General features: G+C 63.6%; 12 protein-coding genes and 1 pseudogene. 4 read left to right on the forward strand and 9 right to left on the reverse strand.

The window, feature by feature from the left end:
- Positions 1-297: 297 nt before the first annotated feature.
- Both ACH49N_RS29815 and ACH49N_RS29820 read right to left on the reverse strand, forming a co-directional pair.
- The gene (locus ACH49N_RS29815) at positions 298-1683 is read right to left on the reverse strand and encodes an MFS transporter (RefSeq protein ID WP_358276329.1); all 1386 of its coding nucleotides are present in this window, start codon (positions 1681-1683) and stop codon (positions 298-300) included.
- A 740-nt stretch (positions 1684-2423) separates the two neighbouring features.
- On the reverse strand, positions 2424-3044 hold the full coding sequence (locus ACH49N_RS29820; RefSeq protein WP_358276331.1) for a hypothetical protein: 621 nt from the start codon (positions 3042-3044) through the stop codon (positions 2424-2426).
- A 1011-nt stretch (positions 3045-4055) separates the two neighbouring features.
- On the opposite strand from ACH49N_RS29820, the pseudogene ACH49N_RS29825 reads away from it, so the two are divergent.
- The 4 genes and pseudogenes from ACH49N_RS29825 to ACH49N_RS29840 all read left to right on the forward strand — a co-directional run bounded on the left by ACH49N_RS29825 (position 4056) and on the right by ACH49N_RS29840 (position 8602).
- Positions 4056-4513: pseudogene (locus ACH49N_RS29825) on the forward strand (MarR family winged helix-turn-helix transcriptional regulator).
- The gene (locus ACH49N_RS29830) at positions 4510-5934 is read left to right on the forward strand and encodes an MFS transporter (protein ID WP_358276333.1); all 1425 of its coding nucleotides are present in this window, start codon (positions 4510-4512) and stop codon (positions 5932-5934) included. Before ACH49N_RS29825 ends, ACH49N_RS29830 begins: the two are co-directional and overlap by 4 nt.
- 512 nt (positions 5935-6446) lie before the next feature.
- Entirely contained in the window at positions 6447-7901 is a 1455-nt protein-coding gene (locus tag ACH49N_RS29835) for an acyl-CoA synthetase (RefSeq protein WP_358276335.1), read from the forward strand.
- Positions 7901-8602 carry an alpha/beta hydrolase gene (locus ACH49N_RS29840; RefSeq protein WP_358276337.1) on the forward strand — a complete coding sequence of 234 codons (702 nt, stop codon included), beginning with the start codon at positions 7901-7903 and terminating at the stop codon, positions 8600-8602. Before ACH49N_RS29835 ends, ACH49N_RS29840 begins: the two co-directional genes overlap by 1 nt.
- 293 nt (positions 8603-8895) lie before the next feature.
- Here ACH49N_RS29840 and ACH49N_RS29845 read toward each other — a convergent pair whose 3' ends face one another.
- From ACH49N_RS29845 to ACH49N_RS29875, 7 genes are all read right to left on the reverse strand, one after another.
- On the reverse strand, positions 8896-9126 hold the full coding sequence (locus ACH49N_RS29845; protein WP_358276339.1) for a hypothetical protein: 231 nt from the start codon (positions 9124-9126) through the stop codon (positions 8896-8898).
- 353 nt (positions 9127-9479) lie between these two features.
- Positions 9480-10241, reverse strand: a complete 762-nt coding sequence (locus tag ACH49N_RS29850) for an SDR family oxidoreductase (protein ID WP_358276342.1) — start codon at positions 10239-10241, stop codon at positions 9480-9482.
- Between the two features lie 44 nt (positions 10242-10285).
- Complete coding sequence (locus ACH49N_RS29855; RefSeq protein WP_358276344.1) at positions 10286-10699, reverse strand: cupin domain-containing protein; 414 nt, start codon at positions 10697-10699, stop codon at positions 10286-10288.
- A gap of 25 nt (positions 10700-10724) precedes the next feature.
- Positions 10725-11483 carry a carboxymuconolactone decarboxylase family protein gene (locus tag ACH49N_RS29860; RefSeq protein WP_358276345.1) on the reverse strand — a complete coding sequence of 253 codons (759 nt, stop codon included), beginning with the start codon at positions 11481-11483 and terminating at the stop codon, positions 10725-10727.
- Between the two features lie 57 nt (positions 11484-11540).
- On the reverse strand, positions 11541-12434 hold the full coding sequence (locus ACH49N_RS29865) for an aldo/keto reductase (protein ID WP_358276347.1): 894 nt from the start codon (positions 12432-12434) through the stop codon (positions 11541-11543).
- Between the two features lie 26 nt (positions 12435-12460).
- The gene (locus tag ACH49N_RS29870) at positions 12461-13306 is read right to left on the reverse strand and encodes an SDR family NAD(P)-dependent oxidoreductase (protein ID WP_358276349.1); all 846 of its coding nucleotides are present in this window, start codon (positions 13304-13306) and stop codon (positions 12461-12463) included.
- Between the two features lie 78 nt (positions 13307-13384).
- On the reverse strand, positions 13385-14164 hold the full coding sequence (locus ACH49N_RS29875) for an SDR family NAD(P)-dependent oxidoreductase (protein WP_358276351.1): 780 nt from the start codon (positions 14162-14164) through the stop codon (positions 13385-13387).
- Positions 14165-14172: the final 8 nt, after the last annotated feature.

Consider the following 14172-nt stretch of genomic DNA (forward strand, 5'->3'; position numbering starts at 1 on the left):
TGGGCAGACCAGCGGTCACCGCATGCCCGCAACTGCCCATACATCCACTCGCCCGGCCGGAACGGGCTTCGGCATCACGTCGGTGGATTCAGGCTTAGTTGGGTGGCCGCACCCTTGCGGTGCGACCACCCAACACAAACCAGCGACTCACGTTCGTTCACGTCATCGGTGTCCCCGAGGCTAGCGGCCTTAGGCTCATCCACGGCTCGTTGGCCGAGACTTCGCTCCGCTTCCGACAGACTGCATCCCGGCTCGACCGCCTTGCCCAGCGACTACCGAGCAACCACCGGTGCTGGGTTAGGCGCGAGCCTGTTCTGTTTCACGCGGTAGTTCCAACTCGGTGAACTCCTCGAGGTTGAGGTGACGTCCGTCCTGCAACTTGGTTACTGCGATCGCCGAGACGATCAGTACTGCAAGAGTGAACAGCATGACGAGCTTCGTGCCTCCGACCGCGGCCAATGCTGCAGCGATGAACGGCGAAGGCGCTGAGAAGATCAGATTGGCGAACGTGTGAGAAAGCGCGGCGCCGGAGAAGCGACTCTCCGTGGGAAACTGCTCCGCGAATAGTGCCGGCTGCGCACCGCTGAGGAACTGGACCGAGCTCAGCACAAGCGTCACGATGAGTCCCGTCACGAGGACATCGGACCCCGCGACCGTGAAGAACAGTCCGATACCGACGAAGGCACCGGCAATCCCTCCGAGCATGATCGGCTTGCGGCCGATTCGATCGCAGAGCCATCCGCCGAACAAGCACGCCACTACGGAGACTCCGTTGGCGACCATAAGAATCGTGAAGGTCGTGTCGCGCGAGATGTCGGTCTCTTTGGTCAGGTAATTCAGTCCGTATACCGCAACGAGGTAGAAGGAGAGGGCGGGCCCACCCCACGAAAGCGCCAGCTGAGTGACCTTGAGCGGATGCGTCTTGAGCACTCGCAAACCCTTGCCGGCGGGCTTCGCGGCCGGTGACTCAGCCTCCTCTTCCTGGTTCGCGATGAACGCGGGGGTCTCCTCAAGCTTGAGTCGAATAAAGACCGCGATTACCACGACCAAGATGCTGCCGAGGAAGGGAATCCGCCAGCCCCACGATTCGAACTGCTCGGTGGTGAGCATCGCGCTCAGTATCACCAGCGAGAGGTTGGCCATGACCTGGCTGATCGGTGAGCCCATCGTGATGAACGAACCCAGGAGGCCGCGTCGACTCTTGTCACCGTGCTCCATGGTCATCAGCTGATTCCCGATGGCCTCACCACCGAGCGAGAAACCCTGGATGAAGCGCAGCCCCACGAGCAACACCGCGATGCCGACGCCTTTGCCGGTTGGCAAAGCACCGATCAGAATCGATGATCCACCCATCAACATCAGTGTGGCAAAGAGGATGGGTTTGCGCCCGAATCGGTCACCGAGATGACCGAAAACGATGGCACCCACCGGTCGGGCCGCGAACCCGACACCAAACGTGGCAAAGGACGCGAGCAACGCCCCAGTGGAACCGAGGTCGGAAAAGAAGAGGCTCGGGAAAATGGTGGCTGCGAGCGCCCCATAGACAGCGAAGTCGAAGTACTCCAGGGCAGAGCCCAACGCACCGCTCGCAACGGCGCGAACTTCCATTGGCCGGGCCGGTGGGCGACCGCTGGCCGTCGATGCCGACGGCGGGCCTTCCTCAGAAGGTGAAGAGGTCGTCATGAGGTACTCCTAATCTCTCTTACATTTTGACAGTCGCAGAGAACGTCGTCACATCTACTTGAACCGGGCAGTACGCGGAGCCCAACCTGCTCGGCCTCGAGGCGGGTGCCATGAAGGTCATCTGTGGATTCACGACAGCGGAGGACCTTGTGGGGGTTCATTTTCATCCGACGCGATCGGCCGCAGATAGCCTGCACCTCAGTTGGCTTTGACCTCACCGGTTCTGCCATCTGGCTTTGCACTGCGACCGGCGCCGCGGCACCTGTCGGCACGATCCGCAGGAGCGAAAGACTGGAAGCCGTACCTAAGTAACGCAACCTACTCATTAGGAACTCCCCAGCTTCACCGGTATTCATGATCATGAATGCGCGTACGTAATTACGTCGCAACGTTAGAGTGTGACCGCAGTCATGTCAACCGCTCTGGGTCGTCGCGGATCACTGCCCGACCTGCTCGTCCACAGTGCCGGCTGCCGTGGTCGTGTGCGCTATGCCCAGAGGTCAAATCGCACGTGCCGGTTGACGCAGGTGCAGCGCGGCCCGCCTGCGCGATGCTCATGCCTGGCTGCGAAGTGACCGAAATACGTATCCCCCGCCCTCTCGATCTGGTTCCTGATATGCGTTGCACCGCCGCGGACGCGAATTGAACGGACCATTCACTCATGCGCAGGAAACCTGCGAGCACCGACTCGTTTCGCTCGCCCGGGGGGAGCAACGCCGTGCGATGCAAGGAGCGAGGGCTCAGACAGCCACGTGAGTCCCTACCGAGGCCTCCTTGTCCTGTCCGAGCACGGAAACGGATACCGCTGACGTATCGGACCGCGTTGCACGCTTTGCGGCGAGGACAATCAACGGAATCAAGCCGACGCCGACCATGATCACGCCGATGCACTCCGGGCCGGTCGCGCCGAGCGGGGAATCGAGCGCGGGGCCCGCAAGCCATGAGCCAGCGGCGATCCCCACGTTGAAGTCCGACACCGTCAGAGCTGCGGCCAGTGCGGGGCCGGAGTGTCCAAAGCGCACAGCCAGGTGGGTCGCAATAGACGTCACGGCCATACCCGTCAGACCCAGGAGCACCACCAGAACGACGGTGGGCAAGGCGTAGCTCGACAGCGGGATGAGCAGGAGTATGACAAGCCCGGAACCGACTGCGATGCTGAGGAAAGTCGTCAATGGCTTGCGGTCGCCGAACCGCCCAGCCGCAATTGTGCCCACCAGGGCACCGACACCAAAGCCGACCAGGACCAACGGCACGGAGCCCGCGGAGAGTCCGGTCCGCTCGGTGAGCAGCGGAGAGATGAAGCTGTAGGCGGCCAGGAACCCGCCTGAGACGAGTGCGGTGGCGGCCAGGACCAGCCACAAGTTTGCCCTGGCGCAGCACGCCGAGCTGAGAGCGGACAGGGACGACGTCGCGGCGTTCCTCGGGCGGAGCGAATCGGCCGATAACCAGCAACTGCCACAGCGGCAAGGGCGGCCCACGACCAAAAGATTCCTCGCCAGCCGATCGCCTGACCGACCCACGAACCCAGCGGTACCGGCCACGATAGCCAGGCTCACGCCGCTCATCATTACGCCCATCGCGCGAGCCAGCGCGAGGCCCCGCTGTGGAAGTGGCTACGACTGCGGCGACAGACAAGAAGGCGCCAGTGGCCAACGCAGTGATCACGCGGGCTCCAACCACGACTGTGAAGGAGGGGCTGAGGGCGGCGACCACGTGGCCGACAGCGAAGACCACCAGCGACAGAACCAGAGTGGAGCGCTCGGGCGGGTGGCGATCGAGATCGTGGGCGCACCGACGATCATGCCAATTGCGAAAGCCGTCATAAACATGCCCGCTTCAGGCACGCCGACCCCGAGATCGGAGGCCATCTCGGGCAAGAGACCCGCGATGACGAACTCTGTGGTGCTCATCAGGAAGGTGCCAAGGGCCAGCAGTAACACGACGAATGGCAGTTTGGTGGTTTTCTCTCTGCGAGAGAACATATCGGTAGAACCTTTACATCAGTGAGGCACAAGCGGTGGGCGGCAGGCCCAGCTGGCCACGGAAGCGGGCCATGCACCATGAAACCGGGGACGCGCCGGATGTGGGAGTCTCCGCGGTGAGGGGTACCGGCAGGGACCCTCAGCGGCGAGCTGCGGTATTCAGTGCCGTACGGTCCGCGGTTTTGTCCCGACACTTGACGGCGTAGGTGCAGGTCAGCGCGCGGGAATCCTGTCGAGCCGAGTCCGACGCCGCGGCGGTACGCCCGCGGCGAACCATCCGACTTAATCAGCATTACTGCCTAATAAATGTGATAAACGTCCTGCGCATTCCGCGTACACGTCCGATCATTAGCCAGTTACCCTGTCTAATAGACTCAACGATGGGGCGATATGGAAGACGAAGATCGAATCGATCAGCTTCGCGAGGATGTGGTGTTGTTCACCCGCCGGATCCGAACGAAACGGGCGCGACACCTGCTGACGCCCACGCAATTGCAGGCTCTGGGACACCTCGACAGGGTGCGATGAGCGCTCGCGCACTCGCAAACCTCGAACAGGTGGCACCACAGTCCATCGCGCGCACCGTCTCGACGCTCGAGGAGGCCGGCACGCTCTCCCGCACTGCCGACCCAGAGGATGCGCGAGCAAGCATTGTCGCGATCACCGCAGCCGGTCACCAGACCCTGGTCGAGGACCGGGCCAAGCACAGCGAATGGTTGTCAGCCGTGCTCGCCGACAGGTGCACAGACGCCGAACGCGAGTTGCTTTTCATCGCGGGACGCCTCCTGCGCCGCCTCGCCGAAACCCCCGAACCCTCACGGAGTCAGGAGTCACTGATGCAGTCGTGACCGTCACCGACACCCGAGCAACCAATGACTCCCCCTCCGTCCCGTTCCGTGTGAGCGGCTCCGTCTCGTCGGGCACCATTCTCCAGCCCTTGAACGCCTCGATGATCGCCATCGCGATCGTCGCAATGGCGACCCATTTCGGGACATCAGCAGGGATCTCATGGGTGATCTCTGCCCTCTACATCGCGACCGCTGTCACCGCACCGATGGGAGGACGGCTGGGCGCTTTGTTTGGTGCCCGTCGGGTGTATCTCGTCGGGCTGGCGCTAGTCGGGGTCGGTTCGATCGTCGGATCGCTCGCGCCGGATGTGGGGTGGCTCATCGCCGCATACATCCTTCTCGGCGTCGGCATGGCAACCCATTTCCCCAACGCGATGACCATGATCCGCGGCTATGCCGAACGCTACTGTCGGCAGCCGCGCACAGCACTCATGACCCTTGTCATCTGCAGTCAGGCTGTAGCTGCGCTCGGCCCCACGGTGGGCGGGCTTCTGGTCGGAACATTCGGGTGGCAGTCGATCTTGTGGATCAACCTGCCTGTAGTCGTGTTGAGCGCAATCGCGGTCACGCGTTTCGCCGACGTCGGATTCGTGGGTGGCACCTCAGCGTCGGGACGTCAGATGCTGAACTCGCTGGACATCGTAGGCATCACGTTGTTTCTCGCGCTCATCACCACGACCATGTTGTTCCTGTTATCGCTGGGCGGCGAGCCGGTCTGGTGGCTGATACCCGTGTGGGCTGTGGCCCTAGCGCTTTTCGTGGTGCGTGAACGGCGGGCTGGCGAACCGTTCATCGACGTCCGAGCCCTCAGCCGCAACCGTGCCCTCAGCGCGACGCTAGCCCGCACCTTGCTCACCTACACGACCTTCTATTGCGTCTTCTTCGGCATACCGCAGTGGTTGCAGTACGCGAGGGGAATGAGTGCCACCCAAGCAGGTCTGACGATGCTACCAGTGGCCGCCGTGGCCATCTGTTCCACGATCGTCGCCTCGTGGACTTACCGACGCTTCGGTGCGCGCCGCACGCTCGTCGTCGGAACCTGCGCACTGCTCGTCGGCGGTCTGCTGCTCGCATCCGTCGAGCGCTCCACCGCCCCGATCATCGTGTTACTTCTCGTGGCCGCCGTCCTCGGGGTACCCCAGGGATTCAACAACATCGGTAACCAAAATCTCATCAACTCGGTCACCTCCGTCGCCGAAGTCGGCACCGCCATCGGCATGTACCGCACAGTGCAGAACATCGGCGCAAACCTCTCCGCCGTCGTCCTCCAGGTCACCGCCGGACACGTTATCGGGGATGAAGGAATCCACCGCACCGGCTGGTTCATCGCCGCCGCTGGCGTGATCCTTCTCGTCGAGGTCCTGCTGTCACGGAACATCGTTTCACGCTCCGCATCCGCCCTGCCGGTGGAGGTTACCTAGATTGTCTTCCTGACCGCCATTCAAGGATGAGCAGACCTGCTTGCGAACAACACATCCGAGTCTACTGATCTACATGGCGCAGTTGAGGACACGTTCAGCGAGAGTGAACCACCTCCTGCATCTCTCCACTTCTGCATCGCCGAACACCGCCAAGGTGATCCTCCTTCGACTGCTGTCATCAATCACGTTCACGCGCGGCGCCCCATTTCCACCCGGCCGCGGACAGGCCCCCGATGTAGTGGCCGCGCTGTGGTGCCGCGTTCGGCGCCACCACTATTCGCGATCCTCCAGCAGGGGATGCGTCCCGATTCCTTCGAACTATCGAGGCATCTGGAGCGCATCCGAGGGAACAAAGCAAAGCAGAAGCGCGCACCCATTGACACCCACATCGATTCGTAATAACGTATCCACATTCATATTCGGGAACGAGTGCGGTGCAAATGGGGTTGAGTCCGCCAATCAGAGCAGCGGCCTACACTTCCCCAGCCATCCTCGTTCGAAAGGGGCCGCAGATGTCCGCACTTCTCACTTCCCTGTCCGATCCGCGGAACAACCGCGATACCGCGGTAAGGGTGGGCGATCAGCGGTTATCGCCCGAGGAGCTCACGGCAGCCGCAGCTGCGGTTGCCGACCAAGTCGCGGGAGCCAAACGCGTAGCCGTCGATGCAAGTGCGGATATCAGCACAATCGTGGCCACAGTCGGATGCCTGATGGCTGGTGTCGCAGCAGTGCCCGTACCACCCGACTCGGGACCTGATGAACGTCGGCACATACTGGTCGACTCAGGGTCAGAACTCTGGCTCGGACAACCCCGCGACGAGGTGTCCTTGCCCGTAATCAAGGTCGACCCGAATGCGCGATCGGCTGTCAGCTATCCCGAACCTGACATGAATCTGCCGGCGTTGATCGTCTACACATCCGGAACAACGGGGGCACCTAAGGGAGTAATTCTCTCTCGCAAGGCAATCGCAGCTGGACTCGACGGACTCATCGACGCGTGGCACTGGACAGCAGAAGATGTTTTGGTGCACGGACTTCCACTGTTTCACGTGCATGGCTTGGTTCTGGGCGTTTTGGGCGCCCTCCGCGCCGGCTCTCCGCTCATCCACACCGTTCGACCCAAGCCCGTAAACTACGCCGCGGCACGCGGCTCGATGTACTTCGGTGTCCCCACAGTCTGGTCCCGCGTCTGCGCAGACCAATCGTCTGCTCGAGCCCTGACCCACGCACGGTTGCTGGTCTCTGGAAGCGCCCCGCTGCCTGCGACGGTCTTCGACGCGCTGACAACGCTCACAGGATCCGCACCGATTGAGCGATACGGCATGAGCGAAACACTCATCACCACCAGCACACGATTCGACGGCGACCGCAGGCCCGGTTGGGTGGGACTCCCGATCACCGGAATTCGAACTCGCCTACGCGCATCGGGAGTCCTTGCACCGCACGATGGCCAATCACTCGGGCAACTCGAGATCGCCGGGCCCACCCTCTTCGACGGCTATCTCGACAATCCGACCAAGACCGAAGAATCAATGACCGAAGACGGGTGGTTCAAGACCGGCGACATAGCCGTAATCGACCCAGAAGGATTCCATCGGATCGTAGGACGCGAATCCGTCGACATGATCAAATCCGGTGGATACCGAATAGGCGCAGGTGAGGTCGAACAGGCACTGCTCGGCTATCCCGGGGTACGCGAGGCCGCCGTAATTGGTCGCCCCGATCCTGATCTCGGACAACGGATCATCGCCTACGTGGTCGGTGACACCCTGAAGGACGCTGCCCTCATCGACTTCGTTGCACAATCATTGTCCGTACACAAACGTCCCCGCGAGGTGCGGATCGTCGAAGAGCTGCCACGAAACGCAATGGGCAAGATCCAGAAGAAGGCACTTATCGAAGCCGACAGTACGCACCGCAGTCGGACGTCCATCGCGTCGCAGCACAATGCCACGAGGGGGACCTGATGACCACATTCGTACTGGTCCACGGCGGTGGGCACCGGGGTTGGCACTGGAATTTGGTGCGCCCAGTGCTCGAATCGTTGGGACACCACACCATCGCACCCGACATCCCGATGGATGATCCCCAAGCCAGCGTCAAGGACTGGGCCGACGTGGTCGCCCAATCCATGAGGGGGGCCGAAGCCGACGATCTCGTCGTCGTCGGCCATTCGTTGGCAGGATTAATGCTTCCGGTCCTGGCCACCCAGGCCCCCCTGCGGCACTTGGTCTTCGTTGCCGCGAACGTCCCGATGCCCGGCATGTCGTACGTCGACTACCTCAAGATCCACCCCGAGGCCAAGACTTTTCCGTGGAACCGGATTACCTACGATGACCAGGGAAGGAGTCTCATCGACTGGGAACTGGCCCGTGACGCCTACTACCACGACGTCGAACCCTCGCTGGCTCGCGAAGCCTACTCTCGATGCTTACCCGTCGCGACTACTGGCTACTCCGAAATCTGCCCCCTCGAGACCTGGCCTGAGGTGCCGAGCACCTACATCGTCTGCGAGGCAGATCGCGCGACCAATCCTGAGTGGTCACGGGGCGTAAGCATCGAAAGACTTGGAGGCCCGGCGATCGAGTTCCCGGGAGGACACTCCCCCTTCCTCACGCATCCCGAGCGACTCGCACGACTCCTCGACGAAATCGCCGCACCAACATGACGGCTCTTTCTACAGTTGACGCACGATAGGCCCGGACGGCAGGCAGTTTAATCCTGCCGCCCAAGAACCGAAGCTGTCTGGTTGCCAGCGTTCACAACGAACGCATGATCCGTCGAATAGGATCCGGCTACTCACGATCCGCATCCTGACCTACTCAGGTGCGGCGGCGAAAATCCGACCCAATGACTGAACACCCCGGCAGACATAATGCGCGACGGGTCGCGCGAACACATTGAACGCAACCCTGCACCCGCAAAGTCGGTCGCCGACCGACCCGCCGCCCTTCAGCCCACTTACATCGAAGCCAAGCGCTCCGTCACTCGATGCGCCTCTTTGATTGCCGCGTTGGCGATCTCGTCGAGACGTGAACAGATCCGCGTGGTCGGTCCGGCGACGGCAATCGCCGCCACCTGCTTCTCGTTGTGGAATACGAGGACTGCAACGCCACTGAGGTCGGGAGTTACGTCGTTGCTGGCGAAGCAACCCCATCCCGCGCTATTCGAGCAAGATCGCTCTGCGCGCATACACGTTCGTCGACGTCCGAAATATGGCTGTCGAGGTACTGGTCGCGGACGCGTTGGTGCGGATGCACAACATCACTGTCTTGTCGAAGGGGCTCTGCAGGGCGTCCAGGCTCGTTCGAGCTACTCGGTCGAAAGCAGGGCGCTGGGCCGCCAACTGATGAGGCCCATCAACTCAACAAGTCGAGGCCCAGGACACGGCGGGAGGTGTCACTTCCCGCTTCGGGTCGGCCGTCGAAGAGCCGAGCGAAGCGCCAGAGCCCCGCCAAGGTCGCGGCTTTGATGCTGCAGAGTCCGAGTTCGAGCAGCAGACCCATTCGCGCCCTTGGAGAGGTCTTGACGCTCAACACGAATCTTCAGTTGTGGCCCGCGTAGATCTGGACCTGTCCGCCGTCGACGGTGAGCTCGGCGCCGTTGACGAAGCTTGCCTCGTCCGAGGCGAGGTAGACGACGGCGTTCCCGATGTCCTCGGGTAGGCCGACCCGGCCGGACGGGATCTCTTCGACGACGCGCTCGAGGTACGCGGCGGCTGCCTCCACGCCCATGTCCTTCTCGAACACCTCGGTGTGAGTGGTGCCAGGACTGATGGCATTAACGCGGATCCGACGGTCCCTCAACTCGTTGGTCCACGTGCGGACAAGGCTCCGCAGGCCGGCTTTAGCGGCGGCATATACCCCGAAGGTCGGCAGGCCCATGTCCTGGGTGATGGAGGTGTTCACGATGATCACTCCTCCCGGTGGGATCAGGGGAAGTGCAGCCTGGACAGTGAAGATCGTCCCTTTGATGTCAAGAGCAAGGCCATTGTCGATCTGCTCCTCCGTGAGCTTGTCGATCGTGTTGTACCAAGCCGCGCCGGCGTTGGCGAAGACGATGTCGAGCGTCCCGCGCTCCGCCTGGATAGCCTCGGCCACGGCGACCATCGCGGCTCGGTCGGTGACGTCGGCGCGGTGGGCACGGGCGTTGCTACCCAGCCTGGAAATGGCCTCCTCTAGGCGTTCCTGGTTGCGTCCGGTGATGTAGACGAATGCACCTTCTTCGACCATCCGGCGCGCAGTGCCGAAGCCGATACCTGAGTTGCCGCCGGTGATGAGCGCGGTCTTTCCTGCAAGGCGGGACATATGTTTCCTCGTTCCAGTTCGGGGTCGAGCGAAGGGGTGTCGGTTCAGGTCGGTTGGACCCGGTGCGCGTCGGCGTACTGCTCGTCGGTGACGGGCTCGAGCCACGTGGTGCCGTCGCCGTCCTCGTCACCGACGAGCATCGCGACGTGGCACATGACGGTCGCGTCCGTGCCCCCGTGCCAGTGCTCCTCACCCGGTGGGGTCCAGACGGTGTCACCGGCACGGAGGCGCAGCACGCGGTCGTCGCGATTGACGACCAGACCCTCGCCCTCAGTGCAGTAGAGCGCTTGACCAAGAGCATGCGAGTGCCAGTGGGTGCGGGCGCACGGGGTGAAACGAACGAGACTGGCAATCAGGCGTGACTCGTCGTCCCTGCGCTTGAGGGGGGTGACGTACACGTCGCCAGTGAAAGCGTGGGCCGGAGCCTTGGCAGTGGGGCTGACGGGCGTGAGATCCATGCTGATATGTCCTATGTCTTGATGGTCAGCTGTTAGCCGGCGCCACGGCGTTGAGGGCTCGCAGCCCGTTGAGCGTGCGTGGGTAGCCGATGAAGGGGAGCAGGCAGGTCAATACGGCGAGCATCGTTGCCCTGGTGTTGCCAACCCGGAGGTTGGCGCCCGCGTGGGACTGTGCCTGGGGATCGACACCGCCAAGCGAGACCAAGGCCGCGAAGACGATCAGCTCGCGAGTCGCGATGTCGAGGAGACCGCGGGTGATGAAGTCCCCGAAGCAATTCGCCGACAGGTATCGCTGGAAGTGCAGCTCGTCAGCTGGGGCGCTGTCGTACAGGCGGTCGATGGTCTCGGCGCCGATGATCTCCTTCTGTGCCACCAGGCCCCTCTCGAAGCGATCTTCGACTGTGGTGGTGCTCTGCGCGGGGAGCGGCAGGCTGATGTCGCGCTGGACGAGGGCGTCGTTGGTGATGGTGAGGAACTCCGACGCGCGGCCCATCCCGACGTAGGGCACCGTCTGGTAGACGACCTCCTTGACCTCGCCCGGCGTGACGTCCGTGGCCAGCGCAGCCTCGAGCATGGTGCGGTACTGATCCGTGCTGTCTGCGGCGATCAGGGCGGCGAGCTGAACCATCAGGCGCAGGCGGACCGGTAGGTCGGTGTCCTCGAGCACCTGGTCGAGGGCGAAGTTGTCGAAGATCTCGCTCAGTTCGGGGTCTGTCTCGGCCAGGGGTGCGTCCGGCGTCGAGAACAGCTCGGTGCGGTTGAGGCGGGCTCGTTCGGTCGGCATGGAGTTCGGTCCTTTCACTGTGGGTGGCTGGGGCGGCGACGGGGTCCCGGGCGATCCTCAGTCGGGGATGACCCAGCCGTGCTCGGCGAGGTTGAGGCTGTCGGGGTCGGGGCCGCCACGTACGCCGGTGTCGAGGGCGTCGATGGAGGCGATCTCGTCGGCGGTGAGGGTGAAGTCGAAGACGTCGAAGTTCTCCGCGATGCGGTGTGGCTTGACCGACTTGGGGATGGCGGACCAGCCGTGGTCGAGATGCCAGCGCAGCACGACCTGTGCGCCGGTCTTGCCGTACTTCTCCGCGAGAGCGACGACGACGGGGTCCTCGAGCGGGTTCTTGTCGGCGTTGCCGTAGTTGTACGAGCCGCCGATGGGTGACCACGACTGGGTGAGGATGCCGTGGCGGTCGTTGCCGGCTCGCCAATCGGGCTGGGTGTAGTAGGGGTGGACCTGGATCTGGTTCACCGCGGGGACGACGGCGGTCTCCGCGATGAGCCTGTCGAGCTCGGCGGGGGTCTGGTTGGAGACGCCGATGGCGCGGACGCGGCCGTCGGCGAGCAGGGTCTCGAGGGTCTGGTAGGCGGCGATCGTCTGCGCAAAGTCCTCGGCGAGCGGCTGGTGGAGCAGGAGCAGGTCGATCTGGTCGACGCCGAGCTTGCGGGCGCTCTTGTCGAACCCGCGCAGTGCGGCGTCGTACCCGTAGTCGCTGATCCATAGCTTGGTCTCGACGAAGATCTCGGTACGCTCAAGTCCGGAGCGGGCGATCGCCTGACCGACCTGCTCCTCGTTGAAGTAGGCGGCCGCGGTGTCGATGTGGCGGTAGCCGGTCTTGAGCGCTGCGAGGACGGCGTCGGTGGTCTCTTCGGGGGCGCTCTGGTAGACCCCGAGGCCCAGGGCCGGCATCTGGACCCCGTTGTTGAGAGTGACGTGCGGCTGGGCGGGTGTGCCAGTGGTCATGGTGGTGTGCTCCTTGGTCTGGGTGGTCAGGCATCGTCGTGGGCGAGCGAGCAGGAGAGCTCGCGGTGGGCCTCGATCTGCGAGAGCAGGTCGTGAGCCTTCTGTTCGATCGCTGCGACCGCATCGGCACCGGCGACCCAGCGAAGTGGAGGCTCGTCGGTGTCGGCGATCTGGACGAGTGCGACTCCGAGCTTGGCCGGATCACCTGCTTGCGTGCCGTTCATCGACCGCCAATTCGGGATGGCGGCCGCGGTGCGCTCTGCGTAGTCGTCGATCGACAGGGCTGGCCAAACGGTCGAGGAGTCCTCGACCAGGAGCTCAGTGCGGAAGAAGCCTGGCTCGACGAGGGTGGTCCGGATGCCGTAGGGCTCGACGTCGAAGTGCAGCGACTCCATCCATCCCTCGATGGCGAACTTGCTCGACGCATAAGCCGCGACGAACTCGAGACCGGTCAATCCAGCAAGTGAGCTGATGGTGATGACATGCCCGGCGCGCTGCTGGCGCATGAGCGGAAGGACCGCGCGGGTGACGTTCATGGGACCGAACACGTTGGTCTCGAACTGGGCACGCACCTGCTCATCGCTGGTCTCCTCGAAGAAGCCGGCATAGAAGTTAGCGGCGTTGTTCACCAGTACGTCGATCCGTCCGAATCGCTCGATCGCAGCCTGGGCGGCTGCCTCGGCCTCGGCGGGCTTGGTGATGTCGAGCTTCACCACGAGCAGCGAGTCGGAGTCGCCCAGCGCGCGTGCCACAGTCTCGGTGTCGCGGCCGGCGGCGACGACGCGGTGGCCCGCAGCAAGCGCTGCTCGCGCGATGTCGACGCCCATGCCGCGGCCTGCGCCGGTGATGAACCAAGTGTTGGTCTCAGTCATGAATTCGTTCCTCTGCATCGTTGGTTTGTCGGTCATTGCGTGCAAGCGAGGCGTGTCTCGACCAGCTGGCGTGTGGTGCTAGGACGTCCTGGGAAGGGCGACCCCGGTGAGGTCACGGCAGTAGGCCAGGAGCGCGTCCTGGGTCTGCGGCTCAGTGGTGGCGGGGTCGGGCCGCTGAAGGCGTTGGTGGTGGAAGTAGCCGCTGGTGACGGTGGGGGCCGGGTCGTCGCTGACGGCGAGCCACGCTTGTGTGAGGGAGCCGAGGTCGAGGTCGTCGGAGGCTCCGGGGCCGCCCATCTTCGTGGGCACCCAGCCGGGGTCGACGGCGTTGACCAGGACGTCGGGCCACAGGCGCGCCACGGCGAGGGCGAGGCTTGTCAGGTGGGCCTTGGAGTCGGAGTAGGCCTGCGTGGCCGACCAGCGGCGCGACGTCCATTGCGGGTCGTCGAGCGAGGCGTCTGCTCCTCGGTGCATGCCCGAGCTGAGGTAGACGAGCCGCGACGGGCGTGTGACCAACGCTGTGAGGAGGTAGGGCGCAACGACATTGACGGCGAACATGGTGGTGATGCCGTCATCGGTCTCGATGCGCCGCGGGTCGTTGTAGGCGATCCCGGCGTTGTGGATGACCGCGTCGAACCGGCCGAGCTCGTTGACCTGTGCAGCCACATCGGTGGTTGCGGCGAAGGTGGACAGGTCTCCCACCACGATGTCGCTCGCCTGCGGGGCGCGGTCCAGGACGTCGGCGGCGCGCTGCGGTGTACGGGCGTGCAGGACGATGTCGTGTCCTTGGTCGAGGAGTCGGCGAGCCGCGAGCAGGCCGAGCCCGTCGGTGGAGCCGGTGATGAAGATGCGGGACATGCCTCCAG

Source organism: Rhodococcus sp. NPDC019647 (genome assembly GCF_044389235.1).
Classification (GTDB): domain Bacteria; phylum Actinomycetota; class Actinomycetes; order Mycobacteriales; family Mycobacteriaceae; genus Rhodococcus_F; species Rhodococcus_F oxybenzonivorans.

Coding starts and splice junctions, on each gene's coding strand:
- ACH49N_RS29815 (WP_358276329.1), bottom strand. CDS start 1,683: ATGACGACCTCTTCACCTTCTGAGGAAGGCCCGCCGTCGGCATCGACG.
- ACH49N_RS29835 (WP_358276335.1), top strand. CDS start 6,447: ATGTCCGCACTTCTCACTTCCCTGTCCGATCCGCGGAACAACCGCGAT.
- ACH49N_RS29840 (WP_358276337.1), top strand. CDS start 7,901: ATGACCACATTCGTACTGGTCCACGGCGGTGGGCACCGGGGTTGGCAC.
- ACH49N_RS29845 (WP_358276339.1), bottom strand. CDS start 9,126: ATGCGCGCAGAGCGATCTTGCTCGAATAGCGCGGGATGGGGTTGCTTC.
- ACH49N_RS29850 (WP_358276342.1), bottom strand. CDS start 10,241: ATGTCCCGCCTTGCAGGAAAGACCGCGCTCATCACCGGCGGCAACTCA.
- ACH49N_RS29855 (WP_358276344.1), bottom strand. CDS start 10,699: ATGGATCTCACGCCCGTCAGCCCCACTGCCAAGGCTCCGGCCCACGCT.
- ACH49N_RS29860 (WP_358276345.1), bottom strand. CDS start 11,483: ATGCCGACCGAACGAGCCCGCCTCAACCGCACCGAGCTGTTCTCGACG.
- ACH49N_RS29865 (WP_358276347.1), bottom strand. CDS start 12,434: ATGACCACTGGCACACCCGCCCAGCCGCACGTCACTCTCAACAACGGG.
- ACH49N_RS29870 (WP_358276349.1), bottom strand. CDS start 13,306: ATGACTGAGACCAACACTTGGTTCATCACCGGCGCAGGCCGCGGCATG.
- ACH49N_RS29875 (WP_358276351.1), bottom strand. CDS start 14,164: ATGTCCCGCATCTTCATCACCGGCTCCACCGACGGGCTCGGCCTGCTC.